This window comes from Rhodococcus sp. IEGM 1306 (assembly GCF_036541985.1).
GTDB lineage: Bacteria > Actinomycetota > Actinomycetes > Mycobacteriales > Mycobacteriaceae > Rhodococcus_F > Rhodococcus_F qingshengii.
This window is the reverse complement of sequence record NZ_JAZHFF010000010.1, coordinates 92,388-115,665: the sequence shown is the minus strand read 5'-3', so window position 1 is coordinate 115,665 and position 23,278 is coordinate 92,388. Positions and strand designations below refer to the sequence as shown.

22 protein-coding genes and 1 pseudogene are annotated in these 23,278 nt (G+C 62.9%); 16 read left to right on the top strand and 7 right to left on the bottom strand.

All coding sequences use genetic code 11. The features are described 5' to 3' along the window. Positions 1 to 43: 43 nt before the first annotated feature. The 11 genes and pseudogenes from V3587_RS24835 to V3587_RS24785 all read left to right on the top strand — a co-directional run bounded on the left by V3587_RS24835 (position 44) and on the right by V3587_RS24785 (position 11,678). Positions 44 to 622 carry an FAS1-like dehydratase domain-containing protein gene (locus V3587_RS24835; RefSeq protein WP_283377306.1) on the top strand — a complete coding sequence of 193 codons (579 nt, stop codon included), beginning with the start codon at positions 44 to 46 and terminating at the stop codon, positions 620 to 622. Next, positions 619 to 1,047 carry a Zn-ribbon domain-containing OB-fold protein gene (locus tag V3587_RS24830; RefSeq protein ID WP_047271580.1) on the top strand — a complete coding sequence of 143 codons (429 nt, stop codon included), beginning with the start codon at positions 619 to 621 and terminating at the stop codon, positions 1,045 to 1,047. The genes V3587_RS24835 and V3587_RS24830 overlap by 4 nt, the downstream gene beginning before the upstream one ends. Then, positions 1,044 to 1,457 (top strand): acyl dehydratase, encoded by a 414-nt coding sequence (locus tag V3587_RS24825; protein WP_283377305.1) that lies wholly within the window; start codon positions 1,044 to 1,046, stop codon positions 1,455 to 1,457. The genes V3587_RS24830 and V3587_RS24825 overlap by 4 nt, the downstream gene beginning before the upstream one ends. Further along, on the top strand, positions 1,454 to 2,635 hold the full coding sequence (locus tag V3587_RS24820; RefSeq protein WP_042447777.1) for a lipid-transfer protein: 1,182 nt from the start codon (positions 1,454 to 1,456) through the stop codon (positions 2,633 to 2,635). Before V3587_RS24825 ends, V3587_RS24820 begins: the two co-directional genes overlap by 4 nt. Positions 2,636 to 2,667: 32 nt before the next feature. After that, positions 2,668 to 3,875, top strand: a pseudogene (locus V3587_RS24815) (DegT/DnrJ/EryC1/StrS family aminotransferase). A gap of 1 nt (position 3,876) precedes the next feature. Continuing rightward, positions 3,877 to 4,731 (top strand): SDR family NAD(P)-dependent oxidoreductase, encoded by an 855-nt coding sequence (locus V3587_RS24810; RefSeq protein WP_007731524.1) that lies wholly within the window; start codon positions 3,877 to 3,879, stop codon positions 4,729 to 4,731. Then, a complete protein-coding gene (locus tag V3587_RS24805; RefSeq protein WP_007731522.1) occupies positions 4,728 to 5,858 on the top strand; it encodes a steroid 3-ketoacyl-CoA thiolase in 1,131 nt (376 codons plus the stop codon). Before V3587_RS24810 ends, V3587_RS24805 begins: the two co-directional genes overlap by 4 nt. A 27-nt stretch (positions 5,859 to 5,885) precedes the next feature. Further along, a complete protein-coding gene (locus V3587_RS24800; protein WP_283377304.1) occupies positions 5,886 to 8,096 on the top strand; it encodes an acyl-CoA dehydrogenase in 2,211 nt (736 codons plus the stop codon). Between the two features lie 17 nt (positions 8,097 to 8,113). Next, a complete protein-coding gene (locus V3587_RS24795; RefSeq protein ID WP_047271591.1) occupies positions 8,114 to 9,319 on the top strand; it encodes an acyl-CoA dehydrogenase family protein in 1,206 nt (401 codons plus the stop codon). A 1-nt stretch (position 9,320) separates the two neighbouring features. Further along, positions 9,321 to 10,448 carry an acyl-CoA dehydrogenase family protein gene (locus V3587_RS24790; protein ID WP_058227094.1) on the top strand — a complete coding sequence of 376 codons (1,128 nt, stop codon included), beginning with the start codon at positions 9,321 to 9,323 and terminating at the stop codon, positions 10,446 to 10,448. 66 nt (positions 10,449 to 10,514) lie between these two features. Further along, positions 10,515 to 11,678 (top strand): low temperature requirement protein A, encoded by a 1,164-nt coding sequence (locus V3587_RS24785; protein ID WP_047271595.1) that lies wholly within the window; start codon positions 10,515 to 10,517, stop codon positions 11,676 to 11,678. Positions 11,679 to 11,684: 6 nt separating this feature from the next. On the opposite strand, the gene V3587_RS24780 is transcribed toward V3587_RS24785, so the two are convergent. The 3 genes from V3587_RS24780 to V3587_RS24770 are packed head-to-tail and all read right to left on the bottom strand — an operon-like array spanning position 11,685 to position 14,611. Further along, positions 11,685 to 12,398, bottom strand: a complete 714-nt coding sequence (locus tag V3587_RS24780) for a type 1 glutamine amidotransferase (protein ID WP_007731510.1) — start codon at positions 12,396 to 12,398, stop codon at positions 11,685 to 11,687. Beyond that, positions 12,391 to 13,644, bottom strand: a complete 1,254-nt coding sequence (locus V3587_RS24775) for a Mur ligase family protein (RefSeq protein ID WP_003943457.1) — start codon at positions 13,642 to 13,644, stop codon at positions 12,391 to 12,393. Before V3587_RS24775 ends, V3587_RS24780 begins: the two co-directional genes overlap by 8 nt. 25 nt (positions 13,645 to 13,669) lie before the next feature. Continuing rightward, positions 13,670 to 14,611 (bottom strand): EamA family transporter, encoded by a 942-nt coding sequence (locus V3587_RS24770; protein ID WP_283377303.1) that lies wholly within the window; start codon positions 14,609 to 14,611, stop codon positions 13,670 to 13,672. A gap of 89 nt (positions 14,612 to 14,700) precedes the next feature. Between V3587_RS24770 and V3587_RS24765 the strand changes: the two genes are divergently transcribed. Beyond that, the gene (locus V3587_RS24765) at positions 14,701 to 15,594 is read left to right on the top strand and encodes a LysR family transcriptional regulator (RefSeq protein WP_003943476.1); all 894 of its coding nucleotides are present in this window, start codon (positions 14,701 to 14,703) and stop codon (positions 15,592 to 15,594) included. A gap of 162 nt (positions 15,595 to 15,756) precedes the next feature. Here V3587_RS24765 and V3587_RS24760 read toward each other — a convergent pair whose 3' ends face one another. Together V3587_RS24760 and leuA are read right to left on the bottom strand one after the other, a co-directional pair. Then, entirely contained in the window at positions 15,757 to 16,134 is a 378-nt protein-coding gene (locus V3587_RS24760) for an SHOCT domain-containing protein (protein WP_003943489.1), read from the bottom strand. A 240-nt stretch (positions 16,135 to 16,374) separates the two neighbouring features. Continuing rightward, the gene (gene leuA / locus V3587_RS24755; protein WP_003943488.1) at positions 16,375 to 18,183 is read right to left on the bottom strand and encodes a 2-isopropylmalate synthase; all 1,809 of its coding nucleotides are present in this window, start codon (positions 18,181 to 18,183) and stop codon (positions 16,375 to 16,377) included. 270 nt (positions 18,184 to 18,453) lie between these two features. Here leuA and V3587_RS24750 point away from each other — a divergent pair, with 270 nt between their 5' ends. From V3587_RS24750 to V3587_RS24735, 4 genes are read left to right on the top strand one after another with little or no spacing between them, the layout of a single operon-like run. After that, positions 18,454 to 18,819: a hypothetical protein gene (locus tag V3587_RS24750; protein ID WP_003943492.1), complete on the top strand. Its 366-nt coding sequence runs from the start codon at positions 18,454 to 18,456 to the stop codon at positions 18,817 to 18,819. Then, complete coding sequence (locus tag V3587_RS24745; RefSeq protein WP_283377302.1) at positions 18,819 to 19,772, top strand: hypothetical protein; 954 nt, start codon at positions 18,819 to 18,821, stop codon at positions 19,770 to 19,772. Before V3587_RS24750 ends, V3587_RS24745 begins: the two co-directional genes overlap by 1 nt. Before the next feature lie 49 nt (positions 19,773 to 19,821). After that, complete coding sequence (locus V3587_RS24740; protein ID WP_283377301.1) at positions 19,822 to 21,087, top strand: aspartate kinase; 1,266 nt, start codon at positions 19,822 to 19,824, stop codon at positions 21,085 to 21,087. A gap of 6 nt (positions 21,088 to 21,093) precedes the next feature. Continuing rightward, on the top strand, positions 21,094 to 22,128 hold the full coding sequence (locus V3587_RS24735; RefSeq protein WP_042447794.1) for an aspartate-semialdehyde dehydrogenase: 1,035 nt from the start codon (positions 21,094 to 21,096) through the stop codon (positions 22,126 to 22,128). A 62-nt stretch (positions 22,129 to 22,190) separates the two neighbouring features. Here the strand turns inward: V3587_RS24735 and V3587_RS24730 are convergent, their stop codons facing one another. Beyond that, entirely contained in the window at positions 22,191 to 22,532 is a 342-nt protein-coding gene (locus V3587_RS24730; RefSeq protein ID WP_283377300.1) for an Imm51 family immunity protein, read from the bottom strand. A 43-nt stretch (positions 22,533 to 22,575) separates the two neighbouring features. After that, complete coding sequence (locus V3587_RS24725) at positions 22,576 to 23,226, bottom strand: TetR/AcrR family transcriptional regulator (protein ID WP_283377321.1); 651 nt, start codon at positions 23,224 to 23,226, stop codon at positions 22,576 to 22,578. Positions 23,227 to 23,278 lie beyond the last annotated feature (52 nt).

Below are 23,278 nucleotides of genomic sequence, written 5' to 3'. Positions count from 1 at the left end.
CAAAATCAAGCGCTTGCTCAACTTTCGTTCACGGAGGATTTCAGTGCAGAGCCTGCAGACGCAGTTTCCGAATTTCATCGGCGCAGAGGCCGAACCACCCCGCGTCGCCCGCTACGCCGTCAACGAGGCGATGATCCGCAACTGGGTCGAGGCGCACGACGACCGCAACTCGATCTACGTCGACGCCGAGGCCGCCCGCAGTACCGGTCGTCGAGACGTCGTCTGTCCGCCCGCCATGATCTCGACCTGGGTGATGGCGGGTTACCGACGTTATCGGCAGGTCCAGCAACTTCGTGCCGACGGAGTCTCCGAGGACTTCGCGTATTCACGACTGCTGGCGTTGTTGGACGAGGCCGGATACACGTCCGTTGTCGCGACCAACGTCGAGCAGGAGTATTTCGCGGAGCTGAGCCCCGGAGACCACGTCACCGCGCATTTCACCATCGAAGCGATCTCGCCGTTCAAACAGACTGCCCTCGGTCACGGGTGCTTCATCACTCTGTTCAAGGAGTACGTCGACCAGGACGGAAAGACGTTGGTCGAAGAGCGCTTTCGATTGCTCAGGTTCAAACCAGATGCCCAGACAGATACTCAACTCGAAGTCCAGGAGGTAATCGCATGAGCGAGACTGGCTCCCGCAACACCGCTGTTCCGAGACTGACCGTCACCGACGACAACGATTTCTTCTTCTCCGCGGCCAAAGAGGGTCGCCTCGAGATCCAACGGTGTGGGGATTGCAAGACACTGCGCCACCCACCCGCACCCGCGTGCCCGGAATGTCGCTCGTTCAGTTGGGACACAGTCGAATCCACGCGGCGATGCACGTTGCACAGCTTCACGGTCATCCATCACCCGAAGGATCCTGCTTTCGAGTACCCACTCGCCGTCGGACTCGTCGATCTCGAAGAAGGCACGCGTCTGGTTGCCGACATCGCGGGGATCGATCACGAGGAACTCGACTTCGGCTTGGAACTCGAAGTGACCTTCTCCGAGCACGCTCACGGCGAGATGCTGCCGCAACTGAGGCGACGGGGTTCGGTGCAATGACGAAACTGATTGACTGCGAAGTGGGTTCGGTCCTCCCCAGCCTCGAATTGCCGTTGGACCGAACGCTGATCGTCGCCACTGCGATCTCTTCTCAGGATTTCGAGGACGTGCATCACGATCCGGGCAAGGCCCAGGATCGCGGAACTCCCGACATCTTCATGAGCATCAACACCACCAACGGGCTCATCGACCGCTATATCACCGACTGGTCCGGCCCGGCATCACGGATCGTCAAAACATCACTACGGCTTGGTGTTCCGAACTTTCCCGGAGACACCATGACATTCACCGACGAGGTCACCGCCACAGACGGCCGGGCGCTCACCGTGACGGTTCTCGGGAAAAACGCCCGTGGAACACACGTGACGGCCGACGTGACTCTCGAACCGGTGGAAAGGGTAATCGCATGACACGAGGATTTTCGAGGCAAGCAGCCATCGCCGGAATCGGCGCAACCGAGTTCTCCAAGAACTCCGGCCGCAGCGAATGGCAGTTGGCGTGCGAATCCGTGATCGCCGCACTCGACGACGCTCACATCGAGGCAGAAGAGGTGAACGGATTTGCGCTGTTCACCATGGAGAACAATCCTGAGATTGCGGTCGCACGCGCCCTCGGGATCCCGGAATTGACGTTCTTCAGTCGAATTCCACACGGCGGCGGCGGTGCCTGCGCACCGGTTCAACAAGCAGCGCTTGCCGTCTCCAGCGGAGTTGCCGACGTTGTGGTCGTCTACCGTGCCTTCAACGAAAGATCAGGTCACCGATTCGGCGCCGGCCCGCCACCTTTTGCGTACAACGCGTCGACGGACCAGGAGTATCGGAACTGGATCAACCCGTACGGGCTTCTGACCCCGGCGCAGCAGGAAGCCTTCCTCGCCAAGCTGTACATGCACAAGTACGGGGCAACAAGCGCCGACTTCGGCCAGATCTCGGTCCTCTCACGCAAGCATGCGGCGAACAACCCCAAGGCCTGGTTCTACGAACGCCCGATCACTATCGAGGACCATCAGAACTCACGCATGATCGCCGATCCCATCCGCCTGCTCGACTGCTGCCAGGAAAGTGACGGCGGACAGGCGCTGGTGATCGTCAGTGCGGAGCGCGCCCGCGACCTGCCGCACAAACCTGCGGTCATCAGTGGCGCTGCGCAAGGTGTAGGTCCGCAACAGATTTCGATGAGCAGCTACTACCGAGACGACATCGACAGCATGCCGGAAGTCGAACTCGTGGCGCGCCAACTGTGGGACCAGGCCGGTATCGGGCCGGACGACATCGATGCCGCAATTCTCTACGACGCTTTCACCCCGATGGTTCTGCTTCAACTCGAGGAGTACGGATTCTGCGGTCGGGGCGAGGCAAAAGACTTCATCTCCGACGGCAATCTCGAGCTGGATGGTCGCCTGCCGATCAACACCCACGGCGGTCAACTCGGTGAGGGATACATCCACGGCGTCAACGGTATTGCCGAAGGTGTTCGCCTGATCCGCGGCACCTCCACCAATCAACCGACCAAAACTCTGGACAACGTGCTCGTGACCGGCGGCTCTCCCGTCCCGCACAGTGCGCTCGTCCTCTCGGCAGATCGCTGAATCTGCCGCCTATTCGAGAAAGCAGGAACAAGATGAGCGAGCGGATCACCTACGCCAGGGCCACCCACGGCGAGGAAGAAATACAGGCTGTTGTCGACGTCTTGCGCAGCGGGCATCAAGGATTGCGCATCGGCAAGAACGTCTTCGAGATGGAAGAACGTATCGCGGCCTTGGCCGGCAAGAAGTTCGGCGTCATGTGCAACTCGGGATCCTCGGGTTTGTACTTGGCAGTCGAGCTGCTCGGACTGCCTGCCGGCAGTGAGATCATCACGTCGCCGTTGACGTTCTCCACCGACATCGCACCGATCGTGCGTGCCGGTCTGGTGCCGGTGTTCGTGGACGTGGAACCCAACACGTTCAACGTCGACGTCACCAAGATCGAGGCGATGGTCACCGAGAAGACCGGTGCCATCCTGATGCCGAACCTCGCCGGCAACTGCCCGGACTGGGACGTCATTCGTGATATCGCTGATCGCCATGGACTCAAAGTGATCGAGGATTCGTGTGACGCGATCGGCGCCACGCTCCGCGGTACTCCCACCGGGTCTCGGGCGGACATCGTCGTCACCAGTTTCTCGATGGCACACATCATCACGTGCGCGGGAACCGGTGGAATGGTGTGCGTCGACGACGAAGCCAGCCGTGACAAGGCTTTGCTGCTTCGCCGCTGGGGCCGTCGTAGCGAGCCGAACCTGTTCGGCAGTACCAAGTCCGGCCGAGTCTTCCGTGAAGAACTCGACGGCGTCGACTACGACAACGACTTCATCTTCGAGCTCATGTCGTGGAACTTCGAGCCCTCCGAACTCGGCGCAGCTTACGGCGTCGTGCAGCTCGACAGCTGGAACAGAACTACAAGACGCGTAAGGCAACATTTGCGGCCTTCTCGGCGGCATACGGCGCCCATCCTGAATTCTTCACGACGCCGGTAGAACTCGACGGTCTCGACACGGCGTGGCTGTGTTACCCGGTGATGATCAACGAGAACGCCCCCTTCACGCGCAGCGACCTGCAGGAAGCCATCGAGGCCGACGGCATCGACACCCGAACCGTGTGGAGCGGCAACGTCACTCGTCACCCCATGATGAACAACATCGAATTTCGCCAGCCGGCCGAAGGTTTGCCGGAAGCGGACGCAGTTTTTGCCCGCGGCATGACACTCGGCATGAGCCACGGTTTGCGTGACGACGAAGTTGCTCGGATTGCGGAGAGCATCAATCGCTTCGCCGCGAAGTGGAAGTAGCATGACCGATCGCTTCGAAGGACGCCGAGCGCTTGTCACCGGTTCCAGCCGCGGAATCGGTGCAGGCGTCGCAGAGAGGCTGGCAGCGGAAGGCGCTGACGTCGCTCTCGTGGCCCGGACGCTCGGTGCACACGCAACCCTGCCGGGCAGTCTCGAAGAGACTGCGGCTCGAATTGCCAAGTACGGAAACAAAGTCGAGATAGTTGTCGCAGATCTGACGGACGAGCAGCAGCGCGACACCGTTGTGCCGCTGGCGATCGAGAAGCTTGGCGGGACGATCGACATCCTGGTGAACAACGCGGCAGCGGCGATCTATCAGCCGCTCTCGGATTACCCACTGCGGCGGCGACGGTTGATGTTCGAGGCAAATGTCCATGCACCGCTCGATCTGATGCAAGCCGTGGTGCCGGGGATGGTGGCAAACGGATACGGCTGGATCGTGAACGTGTCCAGTGGCACCGTCAAACCGTGGCATGGCCCGCCGTTCTCGTGGGTCGAACCGGGAACTGCCATGACCGTGTACGGCGCGTCCAAAGCAGCGCTCAACAGGATGAGCAACGGCATGGGCGTGGAACTCTACGGCCAGGGGGTTCGCGTCAACACGGTTCAACCGCGGGCAGCGGTGCTCAGTGAGGGCGCCAGAGTCCTGGTCGGTGAGACTATCCGGCCGGATCAGGTCGAATCTATGGAAGAAATGGTGGAAGCGGTCACAGCGCTGTGTGATTGCGACACCGAGTTCACCGCGCGCTCGAGCGTCAGCTTGGACCTGATCGACGAGTGGTCCCTGACCGTGCGTGGTCTGGACGGCGCAGCATTACCGGAGAACCCAGCATTACGAACCGAGGAGTTGGCATGAAGCCCGTCATCGTGGACGCAGCACGAACGCCGTTCGGCAAGCGTGAGGGTTGGCTGTCCGGAGTCCACGCGGCGGAACTGTTGGGTTATGCGCAGAAAGGCGTGCTGGATCGGGTGGGCGTGGATCCTGGCGCGGTCGACCAGGTCATCGGCGGCTGTGTGACGCCTCTCGGTGAGCAGTTCGGAAACATCGTGCGTACGTCCTGGATGCATGCGGGCCTTCCGTTGGAAGCGGGCTGCACCACGATCGACGCGCAGTGCGGAACCGCGCAGCAATCGGTGCAGTTGATTGCCGGGCAGATTGCCATCGGTGCAGTCGACGTGGGTGTGGCGTGCGGTGTGGAACTGATGTCGCGGGCACCACTCACCTACAAGGTGGGTACCGGCCTCGGAACACCACGTCCGGAGTCGTGGTCACTCGATACCGTCGACCAGTACACCGCAGCGGATCGGATTGCTGTCAAGCGCGGTTTCAGCCGCGAGGATCTCGACTCCTTCGGGCTGCGCTCGCAGCAGCGAGCCGCAGCAGCATGGGAGGCAGGACGCTTCGACTCGCACATCATCGATGTGGTCGCTCCGGGCTCTGACGCTCCGGTTCATCGGGATCAGGGTCTGCGCGAATCGAGTCTCGAAGGACTCGCGAAACTGCGGACCGTTCAAGAGGGCGGATTGCACACCGCTGGAACGTCTTCGCAGGTCTCGGACGGTGCGAGTGCCGCTCTGCTGATGTCCGAGGATCGAGCCAGGATGCTCGGGGTGCGGCCGCGGGCAAAGATATTGGCGCAGTGCGTCATTGGCGGAGACATCGAGTTCATGCTCGACGGTCCCGTGGACGCGGCAAACATCGTGCTCGGCCGCACCGGTCTGACGATCGACGACATCGACCTGTTCGAGGTCAACGAGGCATTTGCTTCGGTACCGATGTCGTTCGCGCAGGTTCACGGCGTCGATCCCGAATTGCTGAACGTCAACGGTGGTGCAATCGCGCTGGGCCACCCGGCCGGTGCAACCGGAATCAGACTGTTGGCCAATGTCATCGACGAACTGGAGCGTCGGGACAAGTCCATCGCACTGATCGCGATCTGCGCGTCCGCCGCAACAACCTGCCTGATTCTCGAACGCATCTGACAAGAACCGAAGATTGAGGAACCTGCCATGGCACTGCCCCTGCTCGAAGATCACCGTGACCTGGCGGAAGCGGTAGCCGCATTCGCGAACCGCTTCGGTGGAATCGCCGATACGCGGAGCAACGTCAAGCGGTACGCCGCCGGTGATCGGCCGGACTCGTGGGATGGATTGGTCCGTCAGGGACTGCACGCAGTGCACCTGCCGGAGCAGTACGGCGGTGACGGGGCAGGGCTTGCCGAACTGGCGGTGGTAGTCGAGCAATTGGGTGATGCGCTTTACCCGGGACCGTACGTTCCGACGGTCATCGCCAGTGGGATCCTCGCGAAAGCTGCCGGCCCGGCTGCGGAATCAATGCTGATCGAATTGGCCACCGGCGCAACCGGAGCAGTCTGCACCGGCGTGGGATTGCGCGCGGCTCGCAGCGATGCAGGGTGGACCGTGAGCGGTTCTGCCGACCCGGCTCTAGGTCTACCCGGAGCCGATGTCGTTCTCGTGCAAGCGAACAGCGACGACGGCGAGTTGTGGTTCCGGCTCGAGCAGTCGTCTTCCGCTGCGGTGGAGGTCGAAGACGGAGTGGATCTGACACGCTCGATCGGGACGCTGACGTTGACCGATCACAAGGTCGACGCTGGGCTGATCGTCGAGGGTCTCGAGGCGCACCGAGTCGAACTGATCGTCAACACGGTGTTGGCTGCGGAGGCGAGCGGTATCGCCGGGTGGGCGCTACGCACCGCGGTCGACTACGTGAAGTCCCGGCAGCAGTTCGGCCGTCCGGTCGGAAGCTTCCAGGCAGTTCAGCACAAGGCGGCCATGATGCTGGTCCGCTCCGAGATTGCCTGTGCCGCAGCGTGGGACGCCGCTCGGTCCGAAGAGCAAGGCGAGGATCAGCACAGACTTGTCTCGGCTCAAGCTGCGTTGGCCGCTTTGCCCGTCGGCATCGAGAACGCCCTCGAATGTGTCACGTTGCTCGGCGGAATCGGATTCACCTGGGAGCATGACGCGCATCTGTACTGGCGCCGGGCAATCAGTATCGCTGCGGTGGCGGGTTCCGAGGTGAAGTGGGCACACACGTTGGGAGACCGGTCTGCCGATTCGGAACGGGATTTCTCCTTTGTCGACCCGGACATGCTGCCTGAACTACGAGAGCAGGTTCGCAGGGTTCTGGACGAGGTTGCGCTGCTGCCCGACGACGGAACCACCAGCGCCAGTTGGGCGCCGGCCAAGGGGAGCACTCGACGCGCCCGATTTGCCGACGCCAAACTGGTTGCCCCGCACTATCGGGCGCCGTACGGGCTGGGAGCAGGACCGAGAGAACAGGCCGTCATCGCACACGAATTCGCGATGCGAGGTTGGGCTCAACCGTCCACGGTGATCGGGGAATGGGTGCTGCCCACGATTCTCGAACACGGCAACGCCGAGCAGCAGGACAGGTTCGTCGAGCCTTCGCTGCGCGCCGACATCATCTGGTGCCAGCTGTTCAGTGAGCCGGGCGCGGGATCAGACCTGGCCGGTCTGAGCACGAAAGCGCGCAAGGTCGACGGTGGCTGGGTCCTGTCGGGTCAGAAAGTGTGGAACTCGGGCGCGCACGAGGCCGATTGGGGAGTATGCCTGGCGCGTTCGGACGCCGACGCTCCGAAACATCGTGGGCTGTCGTACTTCCTGGTCGACATGACCTCGAAAGGCATCGACGTACGTCCGCTGAAACAAGCCACCGGTAAGTCGGAGTTCAACGAGGTATTCCTCGACGACGTCTTCGTCCCGGACGACTGCCTGGTGGCGGAGCCGGGGCAAGGGTGGAAGCTTGCTGCGACAACGCTGTCCAACGAACGCCTGAGTATGGGCAGCACGCTGCACCACGGTTCGAGTCGGCTGTTCCGTCAGGTTATTGCCGACGCGAGCCACGACTGCCCTCGCGAAGACGCAGTGGAGGGCCTCGGCCGCAGTATCTCTCGTGAGTTGGCACTGTCCGCGATGAATCTACGCGGGGTGTCGGCGCGACTGGCGGGTCAGGAACCGGGCTCCGAGATCAGCGTGTCGAAGGTGTACAACGCCCTGGCGCAGCGTGAGGGCTCGCGGGATCTGTTGCGACTGCTCGGACCTCGTGCCGCCGTTGTCGACCCGTCGGCGAATTACGCGATAGACCACATCGGACTTCCCTCGATTCTGTTCGGCGGCGGAACCGTCGAAATTCAACTCAACGTCATCGCGCAGCGCGTACTCGGCCTGCCGCGTTCGTAGATCTTAGGAGTTTCACCATGTACTTGGATTTGTCGGAGGAGTCGAAGACTCTGCGCAAGGAATTGCGGGCGTACTTCGCGGAGATCATCAACGACGAAGACCGCCGTGCTCTCGTGGATCAGACCGAAGGCGGCCCCGTCTTCGATCGCATCCTGCGCCGGATGGGTAAAGACGGTTGGCTGGGCTTGGGGTGGCCGGAGGAATTCGGCGGTCGGGGCGAGAACCCCGAAGCTCTGTACGTGTTCTACGACGAGGTGATTCGCGCCAATGCGCCGCTGTCGCTGGTCACGCTGAACACCGTCGGACCCGCTCTGATCAAGCACGGGACGCAAGCTCAGAAGGACTTCTTCCTGCGTCCGATCCTGGCGGGCGAGTTGATCTTTGCCATTGGCTACACCGAACCCAATGCGGGCACCGACCTCGCGGCACTCGAAACACGCGCCCGCATCGAGGGTGACGAGCTTGTCATCAACGGCAACAAGATCTTCACCAGTGCCGGTGTGTTTGCCGACTGGGTCTGGCTTGCCGTTCGTACTGATCCTGACGCGCCGACGCATCAGGGTATTTCCGTGGTCCTGGTGCCGACCAGCTCGCCGGGTTTCTCGGTCACCGAAATTCACACCGTGGGTGGAATCAGCACTTCGGCCACCTATTACGAAGATGTTCGGGTACCGATCACCAATGTCGTCGGTGAGCTCAATCAAGGGTGGAAGCTCATCACCAACCAGCTCAACCACGAACGTGTTGCCCTGGCCGCACGCGGTGGCATCGCCAACGAACTCTTCGCCGAGGTGGTCGAGTGGGCAAAGACGGAGCCCGCCGGTGACGGCCACGTCTACGACATCGGCTGGGTACGTGAGAAATTGGCGGAAGTCTACGCGCTGCTCAGTGCTGCCGACCTGATGAACCTGCGACTGGTGGCGGACGTCGCCGCCAACACCTTGGGCGGCGGGGATTCGGCCGCGGCCAAGATCTTCGGTACCGAAGCCGTCGTCAGTGCGTACGGCATGCTGCAGGAAGTGCTGGGCGCCAAGGGCTTACTGCGCCCCGGCACACCCGGAGCGGTATTGGAAGGGCGGGTCGAGAACCTGGGTCGACGCGCCCAGAACAACACCTTCGGCGGTGGTACCAACGAAGTGATGCGTGAAATTGTCGCCGCAAAATGTCTGGGCATGGCGCTTGCTGCGCGTCGCCGGCCCGCTGCACAGAACGAAAAGAGCTGACATGGAATTCGAATTCGACGACAACTTGTCCGCCGTGCGGGATCTGAGTGAATCGATCTTCTCGGCGAAGTCCGGAGTGGACCGCCTGCGGGAAGTGGAGGGCGCCGGCGGTTTCGACGCCGAACTGTGGAAGCTCCTCGCCGACTCCGACGTTCTGGGAATTCCTCTGCCAGAGGAAGTCGGGGGAGCGGGACTCGGAATGCTAGGCCTGGCAGCGGTGCTCGAACAACAAGGCCGCCGGGTCGCCCAGGTGCCGCTCTGGTCGGTGATTTCGACGGCAGCGCTGCCGATTGCCGAGTTCGGCAGTACGGAGCAGAAAGCGTCGTGGCTTCCGGGACTGCTCGACGGCTCGGTGATCGTCACCGGCGCCTTCGACACCGGTTACAACGCCGAGACGGCAGTTCGCGCCGAGCCGGCTCCTGACGGCTGGGTTCTGTCGGGCCACGTCGACTCCGTACCGGCCGCCGAGTTCGCTGCCGCACTGGTGGTTCCGGTGACGATGCCGGACGGCAGTGTCACCGTGATGATCGTGCCGACGGACCGGGACGCGCTGGTGCGTACACCGCTTGCGGTGACGAACCGCGAGAGCAACAGCGCTGTGCAGTTCGACGGGGTTGCGGTTACTGCAGCTGACGCACTTCCCGCGGACGGCGCGGTGGTTCGAGACTGGACGTTACGACGTGCGCGGGTCGCTCTGGCGGCCCTGGCTACCGGCGTCTGCGAGGAAGCGCTGGCGATGACGGCGAAATACACCTCCGAGCGAGTGCAATTCGGACGTCCACTCTCGACCAACCAGGCAGTTGCCGTCCGGGCCGCCGACGCGTACCTCGACACCGAGAGCACAAGATTGACCACCCACCGCGCTGCCTGGCTGATGGACAGCGGAGTCGAGAGTGAAGCGGAAGCGGCTGCGCTGGTCGCCAAATGGTGGGCGTCGCGCGGCGGTTTGCGCGTGGTGCACGCGACCCAGCACATGCACGGCGGAATCGGCGCGGATGTCGACTATCCGATTCACCGCTATTTCCTGTGGGGACGGCAGATCGCCTTCACTTTGGGGAGCGCGGGGGCGATAGGCGCCGAACTCGCCGATCAGTTGGAGATCCGAGCCCAGATCGGGGCGTCGGCGTGAATATCTGAGTCCGCAGGTTCCAGTCACGGGCAGCGCGTCGGCAATCATCGCGCTACTCTGCCCTTCGTGAATCGCACCAGTTCGTTCATCAGGCCGTTGGTTCCGCGGGACCCGCACGAGCCGCACCGGGTGGCGACGCCGCTCGAGCTGCTCACCGACCTCTGCTTCGTCGTGGCGGTCGCTCAAGCGGCCACCGGTCTGCACCACGCGATCAGCGAAGGGCATGCGGCTTCGGGCGTCGGGCACTTCGCGATGGCTTTCTTCGCGATCTGGTGGACGTGGCTGAATTTCACGTGGTTCACCTCGGCGTACGACAACGACGACGGAATCGCCCGGCTGCTGACCATCTTCCAGATCCTCGGATCGCTGGTCCTTGCAGCCGGCATCGTCCGCTTCTTCAACGACGACGCCCTGCTGATCATCGTCGGCTACGTCATCATGCGAATAGCCCTGGTCATCCAATGGCTCAGGGTCTCGCGGAACGACCCCGAACATGCGCTCACGGCGCGTCGATACGCTCTCGGAATTGTGTTGGTCCAGATCGGTTGGATCGGTTTCTACTTCGTGCCGTCCGCCGTTTACGTCCCGACGTTCCTGGTGTTGGTTCTGTGCGAATTCGCGGTACCGATCTGGTCGGAGAAGCCGGGCATGACGCCGTGGCACCCGCATCACATCGCGGAGCGGTACTCGTTGTTCTTCATCATCGTTCTGGGCGAGACGATCCTTTCGACCACCATCGCGATTCAGGACGCGGTCGACGGTGAGCATCCGGCAGCGCAGGTCACCTACGTCGTGATCGGCGGCATTCTGATTGTCTTCAGCCTGTGGTGGTTGTACTTCCAACGCAATGCAGGCGAAGTGATCGGCGGTGACAACGTCTCACCCTTCGTCTGGGGGTTCGGTCACTACTTCATCTTCGCCGCCGCTGCCGCCATCGGTGCGGGGTTGGCCTCGCGCGTCGACTTCTGGACTCATCACGGTGACGGCAGCGCGTTGGTGACGGGTGCTGCCGTCACCGTTCCGGTCGCGGTCATCCTTGCCGCCTTGTGGTTCATCCACATTCGACTACACGACTCCTCGGTACGCACCCTCGTGCCGTTCTCGGTCGCGATAGTCGTCGTGCTCGGTGGTACCTACACCGCGGTGCCCGAACTGGTCGCGGGACTGGCCTGCGCCGCGCTGTTGGCCGTGGAACTGATTCTGACCGAGGGCAAATCCGAAACCGTCTGAACCGGGTCAGCGAATCGCGAGTCGCTCCTTGCGGAGCTTGTCGACCTCGGGCAGATGCAGGGGTTCAAGCTCGTTCACACCCAAGGCGCGCATGAGCAGGAGGTCCGCGAGTTCGGGGTTGCGAGCCAAAGCGGGTCCGTGCATGTACGTCCCGATCACCGAACCCTGCACGACGCCTTCGAATCCGTCGCCGACGCCGTTTCCGACACCATGGGTGACACGTGCGAATCCAGAGGCTGAGCTACCCAGAGTTGTTCCGCCGCGGTGATTCTCGAAACCTGAGAGGGGCGCGGTGAGTCCGTCGATCAGCGGCTTCGTGATGACTTCGCCGATGGAACGCTTCTCCTGCGGCGAGGTTGTGACGTCGAGCATCGAGACACCGTCGACGCGTTCGCCGCTGGAGGTTTCGTACCAGTTGCCGAGCACCTGAATGGCAGCGCAGATCGCCAGAACCGGTGCGCCACGCTCGGCGGCACGTTGCAGGCCAGGGTATTTCGCGAGGTGACGCGTGGCGAGGCGCTGAGCGGAATCCTCGGCGCCACCCAACGTGTACACGTCGAGCGAATCGGGGACCGGATCGCTGAGGGTGATGTCCACGATTTCGGCGTCGTAGCCGCGCATCCGTAGACGCTGACGCAGGATCAGGGCATTGCCGCCGTCGCCGTAGGTGCCCATGACGTCGGGGAGTACCAGACCGATGCGAACTGTCGAGTCAGACATTGCGAGACTCCTTCGCGATGGCAGTGTTGAGGTCACGGAAGGCCGTGTAGTTCGCCAGTACCTCCACACGTCCGGGAGGGCAGGAAGCGATGGCGCGCAACGGGTCCGGGTCGAGAGTGTGCTCGACGCCCGCGTACGTGAGGCGAACTGCCAGATCTGTTCCGCGTTCACCGGCGGCCACTACCTTGACACCTTCGAAGTGCTCGAACTTCACGTCCCACAGCCAGGAGAGGTCCTCGCCGTCCGGCACCTGACCGTTCACCGCGATGACCAGACCGTCCACCGTGGGATCGATCATCGACAGCGCTTCCTGCCAGCCGGCGGGATTCTTCGCGAGCAGCATGTGAACGGAGTGCGGTCCGACCTCGACGGTGCTGTATCGACCCGCGACTTCTTGAACCGTCGACGCGGCAGCAACTGCCCCGACCGGATCTGCACCCAAAGCCGCTGCAGCCGCTACGGCCTGAGCTGCGTTGCCGCGGTTGGCTTTTCCGGGGAGGGTCAACGTCATCGGAATCTTCAGGCCGTCGGGGCCGTAGAGATTGTCGTCGTCGAGCCACCAGGTCGGCTCGGGCCGCGCGAAGTCGGAACCGGTACTGCGCCAGTGCTTTCCCTCCCACACGATGGGTTCGCCGGTGCGCGGGCAGCTGACGGAATCGCCGGCCCAACCGCCGCCGGCAGCAACCCACACGACGTTGGTGGCGTCGTATGCCACGGAGGTGACCAGTACGTCGTCGCAGTTGGCGACGATCACCGCATTCGGATGCGCGTTGACGCACGCGCGCAGTTTCCGTTCGATCATGTTGATCTCGCCGACCCGGTCGAGCTGATCGCGGCTGAGATTCAGCAGCACGATCACTTCCGGGTTCACGGCGTCGGCTACGTGGGGGACGTGCAGTTCGTCGACCTCGAGTGCCGCCAGCGTCGCATCGGTACGCGCGGCCAGGGCGGCCACGATCCCGGCATCCATGTTGGCGCCGTCGGCCTGCGTGGCGACGTCACCGAGTGTCGCGAGCGCTGCGGCGGTCATACGCGTGGTCGTCGACTTGCCGTTGGTGCCGGTGACCACGACGGTGCGCTTGCCGCGTCCGAGCTGAGTCATGAGCGTCGGGTCGATCTTGAGGGCGATCAGCCCGCCGATCATCGAACCCTTGCCGCGACCGGCCTTCTGCGATGCCCAAGATGCTGCTGCGGCAGCTCGCATGGCGAGCTTTCCGCGCGCTGTGATCGATAGTCCAGTTCCCACGGCCCGAGTTTGGCACAGGGCGTCGTCAGACGCCGAGTCGCGCCGGTGGTGAGGCTGCAGGTGTGTCCGAGAAAACAGTGTTCGCGGGCTTACGTCTCATCTGTGCGGCGCTCGCTCCGGCGATCACGATGACCGCCCCGACCAGTGACAACGGGCTCGGATCCTCGTGCAGGAACAGCCAGGACGCGCCGATTCCCACGACTGGCACCAGCAAGGAGAGCGGCGCCACCATGCCGGCGGGATAGCGGCCCATGAGCATCGTCCAGAGCCCGGATCCGGCGATGGTGCCGAGCAGAATGATGTAGGCCAGCCCGACCAGCGACGGCCAGGCGTCGGCGCTGAATGCGGTGCCGAGTGCGTGCCAGCCGACTGTGGGGCCTTCGACCACGGCTGACAGAGCGAGCATCGGTAACGGCGGGATGACACACATCCACAACATCAAGCGCATCGGTGCAGGCTCGCCACCGGTGTTCGCCGCAGCCAAGCGGCTGCCGAGATTGCCGAACCCCCAGGACAGGCCGCCGAGGAGCGTGAGGATGACGGGCAGCAGTGCCGCGTGGTGCGAGCGGTCCCAGCCGATCAAGGACATCCCGCCAACGGCGACGGCGATACCGGAGACCTGCCAGACGCTGAGCTTCTCGCGGAGCAGGAACGCGCCGAATAGGACGGTGAACGGTGCTGACGACTGCAGGACCAGTGATGCGAGACCCGTCGGCATCCCCGAATGCATCGCCCAGAAGAGGAAGACGAACTGGCCGAATCCGAAACCGAATCCGTAGAGCAGCAGCCAGCGGAGCGGCACCTGTGGACGCGGCACGAAGATGACCACCGGAATCGCGATGATCAGAAACCGCAGCGCTGCGAAGAAGAACGGCGGGAAATGATCCAGGCCGACGCGAATGGCCAGGAAGTTCAGACCCCACAAGACGATCACGGTCAGGCCGAGGAGACGGTCGCGGGGAGTCATGCGTTAATCGTGAGCCTTACGAAGCATCAGAACAAGCGAATATAGATGCACTATCCATGTAGTTTTGCTACATGGATATTCGTCACCGTATGGATGCCACGCGCTTGCGAATCCTCCGCGAGCTCGCCGACCGAGGAACCGTCGGCGCTACTGCTCTCGCCCTCTCGATGACGCCGTCCGCCGTCTCGCAACAACTCAAGATCCTCGGACGAGAAGCGGGGGTCTCGCTCCTCGAACCGGACGGGCGCACGCTGCGCCTCACCGATGCGGGCAGAGCGCTGGTGCTTCGCGCCGACGACGTGGTGGCGGCGCTAGACCGGGCGGCGGACGAGATGGCGTCGTACCGAGGCTCGCCGCGGGGAAAGGTGCGAGTCGCGTTCTTTCCCTCCGGCGCGGCGCTCCTGCTGCCCGGTGTCCTGACGGCGCTGAAGAACTCGGACGTGGACATCGACGCCTACGACGTCGACAAACCGGCGTCCGCCGTCCCTGGGCTGTTGGCCGATCACGATGTGATCCTCACTCACCGTGACGAACGCGGAGCCGAGACGTCGTTTCCCCGGGTCAGCGTGCAACCGCTGATGCGTGAACCGATCGATCTGGTGCTGCGGCCTGATCATCCACTCGCCGAGCAGGATTCGGTCCGGCTGGAACAATTGGCCGACGAGAACTGGATAAGCGTGCGCGGCGGGTTTCCGGTCGACGACGTTCTGCTGTCGGTTGCGTCGGTAACCGGCGTCCAGCCTCGCGTCGCTCATCGGATAAACGATTTCCGCGTCATCGAAGAACTGGTGGCGGCGGGCCACGGCGTGGCTTTGATGCCGCGATACGCGATCACGCATCCCGGAGTGTCGAGGAAACCGGTGGCGGGAGTGCGCGCTGCACGAGTTTATGAATTGGCAACTCGGTTACACGCCAACCGCAGTCCGGCTATCGGAGTCGTGCTCGACGCCTTTCGTGACGTCGCGCGTGCTGTCGGTGAATGAAGGCTGTCGGTGAATGAAGGGCCGTTGGTGAATGAACGGCTGTCGGTGAATGAGCAGCTGTTGGTGAATGAACACAAAACGGGAGCGACACGATTAGTGTCGCTCCCGTTTCGGTAGTGCAATCCTCACGGTTTAGTGAGGGTCGCTTAGTGAGGGCCGGTATCAGGCGAGAGCCTTGGCCTTCAGTGCTGCGAATTCTTCTTCACTGATGGTGCCGGCGTCGAGAAGTGCCTTTGCATCTGCGATGGATTCGGCCGGGGACTTTCCGGCAACCTCACGAATGTAGCTGTCCTGCGCGTTCTTGACCTGCTGCGCAGCCTCGAGGGACCGCTGTGCCATTCCGTCACTGCGAACGATCAGGTAGACGAGCGAGGTGAGCAGCGGAATGAAGAACAGGAAGACGATCCAGATTGCCTTCACCCAGCCAGAGGTCTTGTGATCGCGGAACAGGTCGGTGATGATCGAGAAGAGCAGGATCAAGTACGCGATGAACGCGAAGCTGATGATGATCAGCCAGAGGAAGTCCCAAAAGGAATCCATTGTCGAGCTCCATTTCACAAGTCGGATTTGTCTGAGCTGACTATCTCACGCGCACGGGGCGTCTGCATCATCCTCGATGGGTGAATTCTTTTTGTTAACTTCGCTAACCGACTCTTTCGGGACCAATGTCATGCCGAATCGAAAACATCGACCGAAAATCTTCAGTGCTCTGAAAACGACCCTGGCCCCACCCGAAAATCGGGTGAGGCCAGGGATTGTTCACGAGTCGGGAGCTGAGTGTCAGCTGGCGCGGTTCACTGCCGAGACCACAGCGCGCAGCGAGGCCGTCGTGATCGACGTGGCGATACCCACACCCCAGACGACGGTGCTCTGACCCTCCGGGCCCGTCACGGCGCACTCGACGTAGGCCGCGGCCTGGGCGTCGTCACCGGCGGACATCGCGTGCTCGGAGTAGTCGAGGACACGAACGTCGAAGTTGATGCTTCCCAGCGCGTCGACGAAGGCAGCGAGCGGGCCGTTGCCGGTACCCGAGATCTCCTGCTCCTTGCCGTTCACCTTGACGATCGCGGTGATCGCATCGGTGCCGCCGTCCTCCTCGGACGCGGTGACCTTCTGCTTCATGCGCTCGAGCGGGGTGATGGGAGCGAGGTACTCCTCGTGGAAGACGTCCCACATTTCCTTCGGCGAGACCTCGCCGCCCTCGCCGTCGGTGATCTTCTGGACCGACTGCGAGAACTCGACCTGCAGGCGACGCGGCAGCACCAGACCGTGATCGGCCTTCATGATGTATGCGACGCCGCCCTTGCCGGACTGCGAGTTCACACGGATGACGGCCTCGTAGCTGCGGCCGACGTCCTTCGGGTCGATCGGCAGGTAGGGGACCTGCCAGAGAATGTCGTCGACGTCGGAGTTCTGGCTGTCGGCGTCGACCTTCATGGCGTCGAGGCCCTTGTTGATCGCGTCCTGGTGGCTGCCGGAGAACGCGGTGTAGACCAGGTCGCCGCCGTACGGATGACGCTCGTGGACGGGCAGCTGGTTGCAGTACTCGACCGTGCGACGGATCTCGTCGATGTTCGAGAAATCGATCTGCGGGTCGACGCCGCGCGTGAACATGTTCAGAGCGAGAGTGACCAGGCAGACGTTGCCGGTGCGCTCACCGTTGCCGAACAGGCAGCCTTCGATGCGGTCCGCGCCGGCCTGGTAGCCCAGCTCGGCTGCAGCGACACCCGTGCCGCGGTCGTTGTGGGGGTGCAGCGACAGGATGACCGAATCGCGGCGGGCCAGGTTGCGGTGCATCCACTCGATGGAGTCGGCATACACGTTGGGTGTAGCCATCTCGACGGTGGCGGGCAGGTTCAGGATGACCGGGTTGGCCGGCGTCGCACCCAGGGTTTCGGTGACGGCGTCACATACTTCCTTGGCGTACTCGAGCTCGGTGCCGGTGTAGGACTCGGGCGAGTATTCCCAGCGCCAGTTCGTGTCCGGGTACTTCTTCGACTCGGCGAGGACCAGTTCGGCGGCGTCGGTGGCGATCTTCTTGATCGTGTCCTTGTCGGCGCGGAACACGACGCGGCGCTGCAGAATCGAGGTGGAGTTGTAGAAGTGCACGATCGCGTTCTCGGCACCTTCACAGGCCTCGAACGTGCGCTTGATCAGCTCGGGACGCGACTGCGTCAGCACCTGGATGGTGACGTCGGACGGGATGGCGCCGTCCTCGATGATCTCGCGAACGAAATCGAAGTCCGTCTGGCTCGCGGACGGGAAGCCGACCTCGATCTCCTTGTAGCCCATACGAACCAGGAGATCGAACATACGACGCTTGCGCGCCGGGCTCATCGGATCGATCAGCGCCTGGTTGCCGTCGCGCAGGTCAACGGCACACCACTGGGGTGCTCGGTCGATGATCTTGTCCGGCCAGGTGCGGTCGGGCAGCGTGACCGTCTCGACCTCTTCGGCGAACGGGCGGTAGCGGAACGTCGGCATCGACGAGTTCTTCTGCGTGTTCCACGCAGGCTGGTCGGACGGTGCCGGCTTCGTGGGCGGGGTGATGGTGCGAGTGCCGGTGGTGAATGCGTCAGCGGGGGACATGGGTGTGATCTCCAGGATTGTGGACCCGGCCTGTTGACCTGTTGGTCAAGACCATGAGTCCGGAAGGCTTGGTCGACCGGCGCACAAAAACCCCGCGGCGGGAGGCCAGTCTGGATCAGACCCCGTCGCGGCAACCAAGAAGGAGTGCGCGCTGCATGCACAGCACTCTACTCCTGGATTTCGCGAGAAATCGGTGGGGTTCGCCCTCATGTCCAATTTGTCGCCGAATTGTGCTGCCGTTTCGGCCCCGAAAATGGTGGACTGTCGTCCATGGATCCCCGAATCGCCGTGGCGAGCACGTACCTCGACGCGCTCCGCAGTCACGATGGCAGTTCCGTACCGCTGGCTCCGGACGCGGTACGCCACGAGGTCGGGCTCAAGACCGGATTTTCGGGGAATCATTTGCGGCGCAGCCTTTCCGGAGGTCCTCAGTATCGCGTGATCCGCGACATTCGTGAGGTGGAGTGGACGGTCGACGGGGACGACCTGACGGCTGACTACCTCCTCGACGCCGGGTTGTTCGGGCGGAACCTGATGACCGTTCGGGTTACCGAGACCTTCCGGATACCCGCTGACGATCACCGCATTCACCACATCACCGCGAAGATTCGACCGGCGCGCGCCAAGCACACGTGATGCGCTCGATCCGCTGGATCGTCTGTTCACTGCTGATCGTTCTCGCTGGTCTCGGTGCTGCCGGCTCGGTGCTCGCGCTGTTCGTCCACACCCAGGTGAACGACACCGACAGTTACGTCGAGACGGTTGCCCCGTTGGCTTCCGAACCTGCTGTCCAAGCGGCTGTCGTTGATCGGCTGACCGAGGAACTGACGCAGCGGTTGGACCGGTTTCCGCAGGTGGTGACGAGACAAGCCGAGAGACTCGTTCGGGAGGCGGCTCAGTCGTTGGTCTCCAGCGACCAGTTCGCGACGCTCTGGACCGCGGCCAACCGTCAGGCGCACGCGCAACTTGCTGCGATGGTGACCGGCAGAGCCACCGACGGCATCGTTCGGTCCGACGACAGCGGAACAGTCACCTTGTCCCTCGAGCCGATCATGACAGAACTGCGGACGAACCTCCGCGATCGCGGATTCACCGTCGTCGATCGTCTTCCGACGTTCGATCCGCAGTTCGAGATCCTGCAATCCGACGAGCTGGTGCGGGCCCAGGACCTCTCGAACACTCTCGACCGGGCAGCGGCCTGGCTGCCGTGGGTGTCGCTGGCCTGTGCGATCGCGGCCGTCGCAGTTGCGCCGAGGAGAATGCGCGCACTGTCCCTGGTCGGGCTGGCGACGGCGGTGGCGATGATCGCCCTGTTGGTGGCGCTGGCCGTCGTGCGGCGGGTCTATTTACAGAATTCAGACATACCGTCATCTGAGGCGGCAGTCGCGGTGTACGACGCGCTGGCAGTTTCGCTGGTCAGCAGTATCCGCGTGCTTCTCGCCTGCGGAGTTGCCGTCACGGTGGTCGGTTACGTTGCCGGTGGCTCGCGTTCTGCGACGTTGATGCGATCGCGGATCTCGCAACTGATCCCGCGCGGATCTGAGGCGAACAGCAGTACGCATCGGGAAGTCCCAGGACCACCTCGGTAAGCTCGACCTCTGGTATCTGTAAACAATTTCGACCTGGAGGTAGAAACGCGTGGCTCTCGTCGTCCAGAAGTACGGCGGATCCTCGGTGGCAACCGCCGAGCGCATCCGACGAGTCGCTGAACGGATCGTCGAGACCAAGAAGGCCGGCAATGATGTCGTCGTCGTGGTGTCAGCGATGGGCGATACCACCGATGAGCTGCTCGATCTGGCTCAGCAGGTGTGCCCTTCCCCGCCGGCCCGTGAAATGGACATGCTGCTGACCTCGGGTGAGCGCATCTCCAACTCCTTGGTAGCGATGGCAATTCACTCCCTCGGCGCCGAAGCTCGTTCGTTCTCGGGCTCACAAGCCGGAGTCATCACGACCGGCAGCCACGGAAACGCCAAGATCATCGACGTCACGCCGGGCCGTGTTCGCACTGCGCTGGACGAAGGCTCGATCGTTCTGGTCGCCGGATTCCAAGGCGTCAGCCAGGACAGCAAGGACATCACGACGCTCGGACGCGGTGGCTCGGACACCACTGCCGTGGCGTTGGCAGCTGCACTCAACGCCGACGTCTGCGAGATCTACACCGACGTCGACGGCGTTTTCTCCGCCGATCCGCGCATCGTCCCCGACGCTCACCGCCTCGAGACGGTTTCCTTCGAGGAAATGCTCGAACTCGCAGCGTGTGGTGCCAAGGTGCTCATGCTCCGGTGCGTCGAGTACGCCCGTCGTTACAACGTGCCTGTGCACGTCCGTTCGTCATACACCACCAAGCCCGGAACAATCGTGTCCGGATCGATGGAGGACATTCCTGTGGAAGAGGCCCTGATCACCGGAGTCGCGCACGATCGCGGCGAAGCCAAGATCACCGTTGTCGGATTGCCGGACACACCGGGACACGCTGCCAAGGTGTTCCGCGCAGTCTCCGATGCCGAGATCAACATCGACATGGTGCTGCAGAACATCTCCAAGGTGGAGACCAACAAGACGGACATCACCTTCACGCTTCCGACGGCCGACGGCCCCCGCGCCGTCGAGATCCTGACCAAGCGTCAGGAAGACATCGGCTTCACGCAGATCTTGTTCGACGACCACATCGGCAAGATTTCCCTGGTCGGCGCCGGAATGCGGAGCCACCCGGGCGTCACCGCCACGTTCTGCGAGGCGCTGGCCAAGGCAGACATCAACATCGACCTCATCTCGACCTCTGAGATCCGCATCTCAGTGCTGGTCAAGGACACCGAATTGGACGACGCTGTACGTGTCATCCACGACGCTTTCGGGCTCGGTGGCGAAGAAGAAGCAGTAGTACACGCTGGAACGGGACGGTAATTTCTCATGACGACTATCGCTGTTGTCGGTGCGACCGGTCAGGTCGGCATCGTCATGCGCACTTTGCTCGAAGAGCGGAACTTCCCCGCGGACAAGGTGCGGTTCTTCGCATCTGCACGCTCCGCCGGTAAGAAGCTGCCCTTCCGCGGCGAAGAGATCATCGTCGAGGATGCGGCCGCCACATCGGATGAGGACCTGAAGGGCATCGACATCGCCCTGTTCTCAGCCGGTGCGACGCTCTCGCGCGCCCAGGCTCCGCGCTTCGCTGCTGCCGGCGCGACCGTTGTCGACAACTCTTCGGCATGGCGCAAGGATCCCGAGGTTCCCCTCGTGGTCAGCGAGGTCAACCCGCAGGACACGAAGAACCTGGTCAAGGGCATTATCGCGAACCCCAACTGCACCACCATGGCAGCGATGCCGGTGCTGAAGGTTCTGCACGACGAAGCGGGTCTGCAGCGTCTGATCGTCTCCAGCTACCAGGCCGTGTCCGGTAGCGGCATCGCCGGCGTCGAGGAACTCCTCGGCCAGGTGCGCGCCGTAGTCGGAGACGCGGAGAAGCTGGTTCACGACGGCAGTGCCGTCGACTTCCCGGCCCCGAACAACTACGTCGCCCCCATCGCGTTCAACGTCCTGCCTCTCGCAGGTTCGCTGGTCGACGACGGAAGCGGCGAGACCGACGAGGATCAAAAGCTCCGCAACGAGAGCCGCAAGATCCTCGGACTTCCCGATCTGTTGGTTTCGGGTACGTGCGTGCGCGTTCCCGTCGTGACCGGGCACTCGCTCGCGATCAACGCAGAGTTCGCCAACCCGCTCTCGGTTGCTCGCGCCAAGGAGATCCTCGCCGACGCTCCGGGCGTCGAGCTGGTCGAGGTTCCGACGCCGCTGGCCGCTGCCGGTGGCAACGCGTCGCTGGTCGGTCGTATCCGTCAGGATCCGGGTGTCCCGGAGGGACGCGGACTCGCGCTCTTCGTTTCGGGCGACAACCTGCGTAAGGGTGCCGCGCTCAACACGATTCAGATTGCCGAGCTGTTGGTCGGCTAGATCTTTCGTTCGGTACCGGCCCCGCACCTAGGTGTGGGGCCGGTGTCGTTTCGACAGGCGCTCTAGTCGAGTTCGGAAATGGCGACCAGGCCACCGAGGTACTCGGCATCCGAATACGCTTTGACGAGTAGCGCTCCGAGCTCACCGAGAGCTCCGTTGTCGCTGCCGTACGCAACAAACATGCCCGCTTCGGGATCGGTGCCGAAGCGGCCCTCCAGATGCGGTGCATCGCGGCCTACCACTGCGTGGGCGACCGACGCCCAGTCGTAACCGGAGCCTTCGAAACCCTCTACCTGCTCGAATATCGATGCCACCTTGCCGAAATGCTGGTCGGTGAGCATCAGTGACCAGTTGCCCGGAGACGTTTCGAAGAGCTGCAGCGGTTCGATCGATGGTGATGTCATGCGTGTATTGAAGCAGATCCGACCGACAGGTTTCAGTCGGCCGCTAACGTCCGACCGATTGTGCGAGAGCCACGGCAAAACTGGAAAGTCGTTCTCGGGTATAGGTTTCGGGGTGACTGACGGCCAGTCGTCCGAGCATTTCGGCGAACGACATCATGGTGTGTGCGAGGAGGACCGGATCAAGGCCTTCGAGCTTCGACTCGAGGGCAATCCCGGCGCGGGCCAGTTCTTCGGCGCGGGCGAAGACAGCTCCGCGAGAGAGCTTCAACAAGCCGTGATACTCGCTGGGGGCGTTCTCGACAGACGTCAGAATCAGGCGCCAGCGCGTCGGGTTCTCCAGTACGGCGTCGACGAAGGCGCCGACGGTCCCGGTGTACGACGCCGCTGGGCCGAGTTCGCTCAGATCTGTCGGCATGGTTTCGAGCACCTGAGCGATGGCTCGCTCGTGCTCGCGGCGCAGCAGTGCAGCGACGAGATCGGTCCTGGTATCGAAAATCGTGTAGAGGACGGGCTTGCCGACACCGGCTTCGGCAGCGACGGATTCCATGCTGAGGTTGTGCAGGCCAACGCGGCCGGTGACCTCGAATGCTGCGTCGAGGAGCTGCTCGCGACGTTGCTCGGGCGCCATGCGAGGGGCGTACTTGCGCCGCGGTGTATCCGTTGCGTCAGCTTGTGACCTGGTCATCGTGTGCATCACCTCCGCTCTCACCCTAATCTGCCTGCCACTTCTTCGTGAATAATACGCA

Excerpts from the sequence above, each read along its gene's own strand:
- V3587_RS24830 (WP_047271580.1), top strand. The coding sequence starts at position 619 with ATGAGCGAGACTGGCTCCCGCAACACCGCTGTTCCGAGACTGACCGTC.
- V3587_RS24825 (WP_283377305.1), top strand. The coding sequence starts at position 1,044 with ATGACGAAACTGATTGACTGCGAAGTGGGTTCGGTCCTCCCCAGCCTC.
- V3587_RS24820 (WP_042447777.1), top strand. The coding sequence starts at position 1,454 with ATGACACGAGGATTTTCGAGGCAAGCAGCCATCGCCGGAATCGGCGCA.
- V3587_RS24810 (WP_007731524.1), top strand. The coding sequence starts at position 3,877 with ATGACCGATCGCTTCGAAGGACGCCGAGCGCTTGTCACCGGTTCCAGC.
- V3587_RS24805 (WP_007731522.1), top strand. The coding sequence starts at position 4,728 with ATGAAGCCCGTCATCGTGGACGCAGCACGAACGCCGTTCGGCAAGCGT.
- V3587_RS24800 (WP_283377304.1), top strand. The coding sequence starts at position 5,886 with ATGGCACTGCCCCTGCTCGAAGATCACCGTGACCTGGCGGAAGCGGTA.
- V3587_RS24795 (WP_047271591.1), top strand. The coding sequence starts at position 8,114 with ATGTACTTGGATTTGTCGGAGGAGTCGAAGACTCTGCGCAAGGAATTG.
- V3587_RS24790 (WP_058227094.1), top strand. The coding sequence starts at position 9,321 with ATGGAATTCGAATTCGACGACAACTTGTCCGCCGTGCGGGATCTGAGT.
- V3587_RS24780 (WP_007731510.1), bottom strand. The coding sequence starts at position 12,398 with ATGTCTGACTCGACAGTTCGCATCGGTCTGGTACTCCCCGACGTCATG.
- V3587_RS24770 (WP_283377303.1), bottom strand. The coding sequence starts at position 14,611 with ATGACTCCCCGCGACCGTCTCCTCGGCCTGACCGTGATCGTCTTGTGG.
- V3587_RS24765 (WP_003943476.1), top strand. The coding sequence starts at position 14,701 with ATGGATGCCACGCGCTTGCGAATCCTCCGCGAGCTCGCCGACCGAGGA.
- V3587_RS24760 (WP_003943489.1), bottom strand. The coding sequence starts at position 16,134 with ATGGATTCCTTTTGGGACTTCCTCTGGCTGATCATCATCAGCTTCGCG.
- leuA (WP_003943488.1), bottom strand. The coding sequence starts at position 18,183 with ATGTCCCCCGCTGACGCATTCACCACCGGCACTCGCACCATCACCCCG.
- V3587_RS24750 (WP_003943492.1), top strand. The coding sequence starts at position 18,454 with ATGGATCCCCGAATCGCCGTGGCGAGCACGTACCTCGACGCGCTCCGC.
- V3587_RS24745 (WP_283377302.1), top strand. The coding sequence starts at position 18,819 with ATGCGCTCGATCCGCTGGATCGTCTGTTCACTGCTGATCGTTCTCGCT.
- V3587_RS24735 (WP_042447794.1), top strand. The coding sequence starts at position 21,094 with ATGACGACTATCGCTGTTGTCGGTGCGACCGGTCAGGTCGGCATCGTC.
- V3587_RS24730 (WP_283377300.1), bottom strand. The coding sequence starts at position 22,532 with ATGACATCACCATCGATCGAACCGCTGCAGCTCTTCGAAACGTCTCCG.
- V3587_RS24725 (WP_283377321.1), bottom strand. The coding sequence starts at position 23,226 with ATGCACACGATGACCAGGTCACAAGCTGACGCAACGGATACACCGCGG.